Consider the following 10,262-nt stretch of genomic DNA (forward strand, 5'->3'; position numbering starts at 1 on the left):
ACATGTTTTAGGGATATCACCAACAAGGCGCCGCCCTGCAACGACGGCGCGGGCTGAGGGGAGAGACGACATGGCAACACGCAAGCGCGCGCTCGAAGTGGTGAGGAACGACGACGCCGAGGGCAAGCCCTCCCGGCGCAACCGTCTCAACTTTTTCGAGCTCGCCTATCAGAGGATCGAAGAGCTGCTCGTCCATTGCGAGCTCAAGCCCGGCCAGTTCATGACGATGCTGGAATTGCAGCACATTACCGGCTTCGGCCGCACGCCGGTTCATCACGCCGTCAATCGTCTCTCCGCCGATACATTGATCATCATCCGTCCGCGCCACGGTCTGCGCATTGCGCCGATCGATCTGGCACGCGAGCGCATGCTGCTGGCCTTGCGCCGCGACATGGAGCGCTTCGTGATCCGGCTCGCGGCCGATCGCGCCAGTCTCTCGCACCGCAATCAGGCGCTGCATATTGAGCGCCTTCTGCGCGAGCGCCGCGCCAATCTGACCCTCGACGAGTTCAATCATATCGACCGCCGCATCGACGCGCTGGTGCTGGAGGCGGCAGGCGAACCGTTTCTGGTGCACACGCTGCGGCCGTTGCACACGCTGTACCGGCGTATCGGCTACATCCACCACCGTTTCATGCCGGGACAGGCCGAGCTGTCAGGAACAATCGATCATCATCTGGCTATTCTTAATGCGGTTGCCAATCGTCGTGTCGAGGACGCGGTGAAGGCGAGCGATGCACTGATCGACTACATGGGCGAGATGTTCACCGGCATGGAGGTCGGGATCGACCCGCGCCTGCTCGATTGCAGCATCGAGCCGCTACTTGGCACGTAAGAGAGTTTAAGAGAGGACCAAAGATGTCGACGATGGCGATGCCACAACCGACCGCGAGCGAAGCCGCGGTCCGCTACCTCATCACGAACTACAGTCCCAAGGGCAACAAGGTCGGCTGGCTGATGATGGCCTCGATCCTGGTCGAAGCCTGGGATCTCTATTCGATCGCCTTCGTGCTGATCTTCATCAAGGAGCAGTTCAATCCCGATCCGCTGATGCTGGGCCTGGCCGCGGCCGGTACGCAAGGTGGCGCCATGATCGGCGCACTGCTCGGCGGCTGGCTTTCCGACAAGATCGGCCGTCGCGTCATGTTTCTGGTGACGATGGTGCTGTTCATCGTGCTGGCACTGGCGCAGGCCTTCGTGCCCAGCGTCGGCTGGCTCGTCGTGATCCGCTTCCTGCTCGGCATACCGCTCGGTTCGGACATCTCGACCGGCTACACCTACATCATGGAATCCATGGCCAAGGGCGAGCGCGAGGTCATGGGCAACCGCTGGCAGTTCATGTTCGCGGTCGGTGAGGTCCTCACCATCGGCGTCATCGTGATCTTCCTGCTGATCGACATGCAGCACGAGATGCTGTGGCGGGTGACGCTCGGCCTCGGCGCGCTGCCGGCGCTGATCATCCTGGTGATGCGCCACGACGTGCCTGAGACGGCGGTGTGGCTGGTGCAGAAGGGACGCTACCGCGAGGCCAAGCAGGTCGCGCGCGAGATGTTCAACGACGATCTCGCCATGCTGCCGGACCATGACGTCGAAGTGCCGAAGGTCTCCACCCGCGCGTTCCTCGCCGACCTCAAGAAGGATCCGATCCGCTGGCGCGCCACGATCTACGGCTGGATCGCCTGCTTCGCGCAGGCCAGCGAGTTCTCGACCTTCGCGTTCTACCTGCCGGTGCTCTTTGTGATGGTCGGCGTGTCGAGCGTGCTCGGCATAAATCTGGTGACGATGGCGCTGTTCTCCTTCGCCGCCTTGTCGGGCTGGGTCGGTCCGCTGCTGACGCCGAAGATCGGCCATCGCGGCATCTCGATCGCGGGCTTCTCGATCGTGCTGGCCTCGCTGCTGGTCGCGGCCTTCGCTCTCTACACCGACAACAAGATCCTGCTGCCGTTCGCGGCTGCCGCGATGCTGTGGGGCCATTATTGGGATGCGTCGAACTGCATGACGATCCCGACCATGGTCGCCAAGCCGAAATATCGCGGCACCGCCAGCGGCTTCGCCTACATGTTCGTGAAGCTGCCGTCGTTCCTCGCGATCTTCCTGTTCCCGACGGTGTTCGCTGCGATCGGGCAGGCGAACGCCACGCTGATGGTCGCGATCTTCCCGCTGATCGGATTGCTTGCCGCAATCTTCATCCTGCCGGAAGTCTACGGCTACGAGAACGATTGACGATGCGTGACCCGGTCGCGGCCGCGACGGCCGCGATCGGGCTTTGTCCTGCTACGGGCTCAGGAAGACGGGATCGATCCCGATCCCATGGCTGAGCAGGCCGATGGCCTGAAGCTGGGCGGAGTGCAGGTCGATTTCCACGATGGCGAACAGAGTCAGCAGCGCCACGACCGAGAAGACGAGCAGGGGATGGGACGTCTCGCCCCGGCCGCCAGCGGGCGCGATGTAGCTCTGGATTTCGCGACGCAGGGAAAAGCTCTGCGGTAGCGCCTTCGATTGAATCTGCATGATGAACCTTCCTTGTCGCGGCATGTCTCAATCACGCGACAAGAGAACTGTAGCCGCGGTCAGACCGTCGGCATTGATGCACCGCAAACAACTGAACGTAATCGGCCGCGCTAACGGATCGCGGCCGCAAGCGCTGCGATCAAGGCGGGCGGCGTCACCAGCAGTCCGAGCTTCAGGAACGGCCAGGCGCCGACTTCGATCTTCTCCCGCCGCAACGCCACCAGCCACAGGATCGTGGCGAGCGAACCGGTCACCGACAGGTTGGGCCCGAGATCGACGCCGATCAGGATGGCGCTCACGACCGGCGCGGGCAAATGATCGCTGGCGGCGACCGAGCCAGCAACGAGGCCGATGGGAAGATTGTTGGCGATGTTGTCGGCGATCGCGGTGGCGATGCCGACGCTCCAGGCCGCCTTCGTCACGGATTGCCCGACGGCTTCATGCAGCAGCGCGCTGAGCCGTCCGATCACGCCGGTCTTGATCAGCGCTTCCACCATCACGAACAGCCCGCCGACCAGCGGCAGCACGCTCCAGGAGACGCCGCGCAGCACGGGGAGCGGCGATTGCCGGCTGAGCAGCAGCACGATTGCCGCTGTCACCACGCCGCAGACGAAGGTCGGCAGGCCCAATTGCTTGTCCAGCGCGGAGGCCGTGACCAGCACGATTCCGATCGCCACGATGCCGATGGCGGTCAGCTTGCCACCGCGGCCGAGCTTCGGATGCGGCACGCTGCGCGCGATGGTTTCTTCCTTCAGGGCGCGGTGCTGGGTCAGGCGCAGCACGACATAGGTCAGCAGGATCGAGGCCGCCGAGGGCAGGGCGAACAGGCGCAGCCATTCGGTGAGCTCAGGCATGTGCGCCCCGAACACGACCAGATTGGCCGGGTTGGAGATCGGCAGCACGAAGCTTGCGGCATTGGCGATGAAGGCGCAGACGAAGAGATAAGGCAGCGGCTTGGCGCCGGCTGCGCGCGTCGCGGCATAGACGGCGGGCGTCAGCACGATCGCGGTGGCGTCGTTCGAGAGCAGGACGGTGACGAGCGTGCCGACGATGTAGATCAGCAGGAACAGCCGCTGCGGCGAGCCGCCTGCATATTCCACGGCGAGCGCTGCGAGGTAGTCGAACAGGCCTTCGAGCCGCGCCAGCTCGGCGATCAGCATCATGCCGATCAGGAAGAGATAGACATCGACACCCTTCCCGATGCCTGTCAACGCATCCCGCCACGGCAGCAAGCCGAACAGCACGAGCGCACTGGCGCCGATGGCGGCCCAAATCGCCTCCGGCAGGCGAAAGGGCCGGATGATGACGCCTGCGGTCGCAGCGACGATGATGCTCCAGGCCAGGATGGCGTCAGACGGCACGTTCGGTCCTCGAAGTGGGAAGGCTCATTCGGCAGCGATAGCGGAAGCCGCCGGCGCTGTCTTCCCCTGCGGGCCGCGGACCGCCACCTGTGATTTGCCGCGTCTCGGCCTGAGCTTCAGTCCTCAATTTTGTTCAAAAGTATGTTAGGTTGGAACGGCACGCGCCGTCATTGCGAGGAGCGCAGCGACGAAGCAATCCAGACTGTTCCTGCGGGAAGATTCTGGATTGCTTCGCTGCGCTCGCAATGACGGAGTTTTTGTCAGCTTCGTGCAATCACAACACTCACCGCGTGATCGACGGCTTTGCCGTGATCGCCTTGCGCAAGATGCGCGAGAGCAATTCCACCGAATACGGCTTCTGGATCAGTTCGAAACCGCGATCGGCGTTCTCGGCGAGGACGTTGCTGTAACCAGAGGTGAGCACGACGGGCAGGCCCGGATAGCGTTCGCGGATGATGCCGGCGAGCTCGACGCCGTTCATGCCGGGCATGATGACGTCGGAGAAGACGAGGTCGACGGCGAACTCGTTCTCGCCGAGGATGGCGAGCGCCGCATTGGCGTTGGCGACGCGGCGGACGACATAGCCGAGGTCTTCCAGCAGCTCAGTGGAGAAGCGGCCGACCTCGTCGTCGTCTTCCACCACGAGCACGCGATAGCCGCGCCCGGTGGCGGCGGCCTCATAGGTCAGCGCCGCGGCTTCCTGATCCGTCGCGGGGCTATGCGCCCGCGGCAGATAAATGGTGAAAGTCGCGCCTTCACCATGCGTGCTCGTCACGGCGATGTCGCCCTCGGACTGCTTTGCGAAGCCGAAGGCCTGGCTCAGCCCGAGGCCGGTACCCTTGCCGACCTCCTTGGTGGTGAAGAACGGCTCGAAGATGGCCTCGATGTTGTCGGGCGCGATACCGCTGCCGGTGTCGGCGACCGAGATCGCGACATAGTCGCCGCCGCGCGCCGACTGCGCCCGCAGGTTAGGGATGCCCTGAACTTTCCGGACGGCTATCGTGAGGCGGCCTTCGCCGTCCATGGCGTCGCGGGCGTTGACGGCGAGGTTGATCAGCGCGGTCTCGAATTGCGCGACATCGGCGATCGTGAAGCAGTCGCCATCGTGAACCTCCACCGCGATTTCGATGCGGCCACCGACCAGCGGCCGGACCAGCTGCGCGACGCCTTCGACCTGGCTGCCGACGTTGAAGATCTGCGGTTTCAGCGGCTGCCGGCGTGCAAACGCCAGCAGCTGGGCGGTCAGCTTGGAGGCCCGCTCGACGGTGTCGGAGATGGCATCGACATAGCGGCGGCGGCGCTCCTCCGGCAGCTCGCGGCGGCGCAGGAAATCGGTTGCCGAGCGGATGATGGTGAGCAGATTGTTGAAATCGTGCGCGACGCCGCCGGTGAGCTGGCCGATCGCCTCCATCTTCTGCGATTGCCGCAGCGCTTCCTCGCCGCGGCGGCGCTCGGTGATGTCCACCGCCTCGGGTACCGCGCCGGTGATGTTGCCGTGGCGGTCGAGCACCGGGCGCATGCCGAACTCGAAATCGCGCTCGCCGATGGGAAGGCGCAGCCGCATCTCCAGCCGCACGGCTTCGCCCTTGAGCACGGTGTCGAAGGCCTCGCGCACCCGCGCGCTCATGCCGTCTGTCGTGCTGAACCAGGGCGTCTGCCATAACGGCTTTCCGATCACGTCCGCAGGGCTCGCCTTGATGGCGTCGAGCACGGTCGTGTTGGCGTAAAGCAGCTCGCCCCTGAGATTGACGAGGCCCTGGTACTGGTTGCTGGTCTCCAGGATCGCGCGCAGCCGCGCCTCGTTGGATTCGAGCTCGGCAGTGCGCTCGACGATACGTTCTTCCAGCGTCTCGTTGAGCTGCCGGAGCTCGATCTCGGCCTGCTTGGCCACCGTGATGTCATGGGCAACGCCGATGAAGCCGATATGCCTGCCGGTCGGGTCCCAGCGCGGCTGCGATTCCGAACGCAGCCAGCGCCATTCGCCGGCGGCGTTCTTGTAGCGGGCTTCCAGCACGAACGGTTTGAGCGATGCTTCACCCTGGACGGACTGCTGCAGCACATGCGGCAGATCGTCCGGATGCAGCACCTTGCGCCAGTCGAAGGAGATGGCCTGGTCGTAGGGCAGGCCGACGAAATCGACATAGGCTTGATTGGCGAAGGATCGTGTGCGGTCCAGTTTGGTGACCCAGATCGGCACCGGCGCGCTGTCGGCGATCAGCCGGAAGCGCTCCTCGCTCTCGCGCAGGGTCTCGCGCACCAGCATCTGGTCGGTGACGTCGATATGGGCGCCGACGAGGCGGACGGCGCGGCCGCCACCGTCGCGCTCGATCTTGGCCACGACGCGGATCCAGCGGGTCTCGCCGTCGCTGGGGCGGATGATGCGGTATTCGGCGGTGTAGTCCTCGCTGGTGCCGGACAGCGAATCGATGAAGTGCTTCACCGTTGCGTCGCGGTCGTCGGGATGAATGCGATTGATCCAGTCCTCGTGCGACTCGTCGGCCGCTTCCGGCGGCAGGCCGTGGAGCATCAGATATTCAGGCGAACGGCGGTTCTTGAAGCCTTCGCGGAAGTCGACTTCGAGACCGCCGACCTTGCCGATGCGCTGGATGCGCGCAAGCTCGGCTTCGCGTTCCTGGAGCGCGCGATAGGCGCTGTCGCGCTCGCGCGCGACATCTTCCAGGTGCTGGCGCAGCCTTTCGGCGGCGATGGTCTCGGGCGAAGGATCGTTCAAGGCGATGGCCGTTGTGATGCGGGAGCGCACGTGGCCGACCGATATTCACACAGACGACGCGTGATGGCCATTGCTCAAAAGAAATATGGAAAGAAAGGCGCCGCCGAATGCAGCGTGCTGGGTATGAACGAACGCCGGGTCTGGCTATTTGTTCCGAACCTTGGAACGATGAGCCCTCCGCGCGCGTATCTCCGAGCGGCCGCAACCTTCATTACCAAACACTCGCTTTCCGAAGAGGCTAAATCTTGAAGCTTTTTGTCTGCCAGGCCTGCGGCAACGTCCTCTATTTCGAGAACCGCGCCTGCGAACGCTGCGGCCATCGCGTCGCGTTCCTGCCGGAGAAGGAGACGATGTCGGCGATCGAGCCCGACGGCGAGGCACAAGGTGGGGCTTGGCGGACGCTGGCCACCAAGGGCGAAAGTCGCATGCTGTGCAGCAATGCCGAGCACGATGCGTGCAACTGGCTGACGGATGCAGGTGATACCACAGGCTATTGCCGCGCCTGCCGCCATAACGGCGTCGTGCCGGACCTGTCGGATCAGGCGCAACTCGCCGGCTGGCGCGAGCTGGAGATGGCGAAGCACCGGCTGTTCTATTCCCTGATCCGCTGGAAGCTGCCGCTCCAGACCCGGCAGGACAATCCCGAACATGGCCTAATCTTCAATTTCCTCGCCGACGATCCGCAGAGCGGGCAGAAGGTCCTGACCGGTCACGACAACGGCCTGATCACGATCGCGCTGACCGAGGCCGACGACATCGAGCGCGAGCGGCGCAGGCTGGAGATGGGCGAGCCCTACCGGACGCTGCTCGGGCATTTCCGCCACGAGGTCGGGCACTATTTCTGGGACGTGCTGGTACGCGACGGCGGCAAGCTGGACGAATGCCGCGCCGTGTTCGGCGACGATTCCGCCGATTATGGCCAGGCCTTGCAGCGCCACTATGCCGAAGGCGCCCCGCCGGACTGGCAGCAGAATTATGTTTCGGCCTACGCGACCACGCACCCCTGGGAAGATTTCGCCGAGACCTGGGCGCACTATCTCCACATCGTCGACACCCTGGAGATGGCTAGCGAGTTCGGCATGGAGGTGCGGCCCAAGGTCGACCGCGACGGGGAGTTGACGACGCGCATCCGCTTCAACCCCTACGAGGCGAGAGACGTCGAGGCGATCGTCAACGCATGGCTGCCCTTCACCTTCGCCATGAACAGCGTCAACCGCGCCATGGGCATGCGCGACCTCTATCCATTCATCCTCTCGCCGGTCGTCGTCGACAAGCTCCGCTTCATTCACGGCCTGGTCCGGGACGTGGGCAAGGCCGGGAAGCCGTAGGCCGTCCGGGGCTTGCCAGGCCCGTTTCGGTCTTGCTTCGGTCTTGCGCTGGTACGCCAGAGCGGCCGGATTTTGACCGTTGCCTCCGGCCTATTTTGATGTACCACGGGAGCCACACGGCCCGTCCTATAGGCTCCAACGGCCAGGGAAGGGTCCCGCCCAAGGTCGAGACTCAAGAAAAGCATGTTCAAACGCATTCTGATCGCTAATCGCGGCGAAATCGCCTGCCGGGTCATCAAGACCGCTCGCCGCATGGGAGTTCAAACGGTCGCGGTCTATTCCGAGGCCGACCGCGACGCGCTCCATATCGAGATGGCCGACGAGGCCGTGCTGATCGGCCCGCCGGCTGCGGCCGAGAGCTATCTGGTGATCGAGAAGATCGTGGAGGCCTGCCGCAAGACCGGCGCCGAAGCCGTGCATCCCGGTTACGGCTTCCTGTCCGAGCGCGAGGCGTTCCCGCGCGCGCTGGAGGCGGCGGGCATCGTCTTCATCGGCCCCAACCCGGGCGCGATCGCGGCGATGGGCGACAAGATTGAATCCAAGAGGGCTGCGGCGAAGGCAAAAGTCTCGACCGTGCCCGGCTATCTCGGCGTCATCGAGGACGCCACGCACGCGGTCAAGATCGCCGACGAGATCGGCTATCCCGTGATGATCAAGGCCTCCGCCGGCGGCGGCGGCAAGGGCATGCGCATCGCGCATTCGACCTCCGAGGTCGCAGAGGGATTCAACCTCGCCAAGGCCGAGGCCAAGGCCTCGTTCGGCGACGACCGCGTCTTCATCGAGAAGTTCATCGTCGACCCCCGCCACATCGAGATCCAGCTGCTGGGCGACAAGCACGGCAACGTGATCTATCTCGGCGAGCGCGAATGCTCGATCCAGCGCCGCAACCAGAAGGTCATCGAGGAAGCGCCGTCGCCGCTGCTCGACGAAGCCACCCGCCGCAAGATGGGCGAGCAGGCCGTCGCACTCGCCAAGGCCGTGAATTACGACTCCGCCGGCACCGTTGAATTCGTCGCGGGGCAGGACAAGAGCTTCTACTTCCTGGAGATGAACACGCGCCTCCAGGTCGAGCATCCCGTCACCGAGCTCGTCACCGGCGTCGACCTCGTCGAGCAGATGCTCCGCGTCGCCGCCGGCGAGAAGCTCGCGATCACGCAGAAGGACGTCACGCTGACGGGCTGGGCCGTGGAATCGCGTCTCTATGCCGAGGACCCGTTCCGCAACTTCCTGCCCTCGATCGGTCGCCTGGTGAAATACCGTCCGCCGGCGGAAGCGAGCCAGGATGGCATCACGGTGCGCAACGACACCGGCGTGCAGGAGGGCGGCGAGATCTCGATCCATTACGACCCGATGATCGCCAAGCTCGTCACCCACGCGCCGTCGCGCGCGGCCGCGATCGAGGCGCAGGCCACCGCACTGGACTCGTTCTACGTGGACGGTATCCGCCACAACATTCCGTTCCTGTCGGCGCTGATGCATCATCCGCGCTGGCGTGAAGGCCGGCTCTCCACGGGCTTCATCGCGGAGGAATTCCCCAAGGGGTTTGCCGTTCGTGTGCCGGAAGGCGAGGTCGCACGGCGGCTTGCCGCGGTCGGCGCCGCCATCGATCACGTGCTCGGCGAGCGCAAGCGGCAGATCTCGGGTCAGATGGGCGGCCGCATCGTGCAGCGCGAGCGTCGCCGTGCGGTTTGGCTCGACCGTCAGGAGATCCTGCTGGAGATCGCGCGCGAGGGCGAGGCGGTCGCGGTGCGTTTCCTCGATGCCGACGGCAAGGCCGGCACTGCGCACCTGTTGCAATCGCCGTGGAAGCCGGGCGATCCGGTCTGGCAGGGCACCATCGACGGGCACATCGTGGCGGTTCAGGTGCGCCCGATCGCGAACGGCATTCGCCTCGCGCATCAGGGTGTCGAGGTGCCGGTCTATGTCTGGACCGAAGCGGAAGCAGCCTCGGCGCGGCTGATGCCGGTGACCACGGCTGCCGACACCGGCAAGAAGCTGCTTTGTCCAATGCCCGGCCTCGTAGTCTCGATCGCGGTGACCGAAGGGCAGGAGGTCAAGGCGGGCGAGACGCTCGCGGTGGTCGAAGCCATGAAGATGCAGAACGTGCTGCGCGCCGAGCAGGACGGCACCGTAAAGAAGATCCACGCCACCGCCGGCGCGACGCTCGCGGTGGATGCGCTGATTTTGGAGTTTGCGTAAGGGGCCTCAATGTCGTCCTGGCGAAAGCCAGGACCATTACCACAATTGGAGGTGGCGACAGAGAATGACGGCCACCATCGCCGTCAACAACTACTCCCTGGGGTAATGGGTCCTGGCTTTCGCCAGGACGAC

At 64.6% G+C, this 10,262-nt stretch carries 8 protein-coding genes; 5 read left to right on the top strand and 3 right to left on the bottom strand.

Annotated features, from left to right (window positions below):
- Positions 1 to 70 precede the first annotated feature (70 nt).
- On the top strand, positions 71 to 835 hold the full coding sequence (locus AC0L3P_RS02305) for a GntR family transcriptional regulator (protein WP_275168016.1): 765 nt from the start codon (positions 71 to 73) through the stop codon (positions 833 to 835).
- A gap of 23 nt (positions 836 to 858) precedes the next feature.
- Positions 859 to 2,223: an MFS transporter gene (locus AC0L3P_RS02310; RefSeq protein WP_342761015.1), complete on the top strand. Its 1,365-nt coding sequence runs from the start codon at positions 859 to 861 to the stop codon at positions 2,221 to 2,223.
- Positions 2,224 to 2,274: 51 nt separating this feature from the next.
- Here the strand turns inward: AC0L3P_RS02310 and AC0L3P_RS02315 are convergent, their stop codons facing one another.
- The 3 genes from AC0L3P_RS02315 to AC0L3P_RS02325 form a co-directional block, all read right to left on the bottom strand.
- The gene (locus AC0L3P_RS02315) at positions 2,275 to 2,511 is read right to left on the bottom strand and encodes a hypothetical protein (protein ID WP_275168014.1); all 237 of its coding nucleotides are present in this window, start codon (positions 2,509 to 2,511) and stop codon (positions 2,275 to 2,277) included.
- A 110-nt stretch (positions 2,512 to 2,621) separates the two neighbouring features.
- Entirely contained in the window at positions 2,622 to 3,872 is a 1,251-nt protein-coding gene (locus tag AC0L3P_RS02320; protein ID WP_275168013.1) for an arsenic transporter, read from the bottom strand.
- 283 nt (positions 3,873 to 4,155) lie between these two features.
- Positions 4,156 to 6,633 (bottom strand): PAS domain S-box protein, encoded by a 2,478-nt coding sequence (locus AC0L3P_RS02325; RefSeq protein WP_275168012.1) that lies wholly within the window; start codon positions 6,631 to 6,633, stop codon positions 4,156 to 4,158.
- Here AC0L3P_RS02325 and AC0L3P_RS02330 point away from each other — a divergent pair, their 5' ends adjacent.
- The 3 genes from AC0L3P_RS02330 to AC0L3P_RS02340 all read left to right on the top strand — a co-directional run bounded on the left by AC0L3P_RS02330 (position 6,634) and on the right by AC0L3P_RS02340 (position 10,130).
- Positions 6,634 to 6,852, top strand: coding sequence for a hypothetical protein (locus tag AC0L3P_RS02330; protein ID WP_275168011.1), 219 nt, complete (start codon positions 6,634 to 6,636; stop codon positions 6,850 to 6,852).
- Entirely contained in the window at positions 6,849 to 7,931 is a 1,083-nt protein-coding gene (locus AC0L3P_RS02335) for a zinc-binding metallopeptidase family protein (RefSeq protein ID WP_275168010.1), read from the top strand. The genes AC0L3P_RS02330 and AC0L3P_RS02335 overlap by 4 nt, the downstream gene beginning before the upstream one ends.
- Before the next feature lie 183 nt (positions 7,932 to 8,114).
- Positions 8,115 to 10,130, top strand: a complete 2,016-nt coding sequence (locus tag AC0L3P_RS02340) for an acetyl-CoA carboxylase biotin carboxylase subunit (protein ID WP_275168009.1) — start codon at positions 8,115 to 8,117, stop codon at positions 10,128 to 10,130.
- Positions 10,131 to 10,262 lie beyond the last annotated feature (132 nt).

This window comes from Bradyrhizobium sp. WSM4874 (assembly GCF_055811835.1).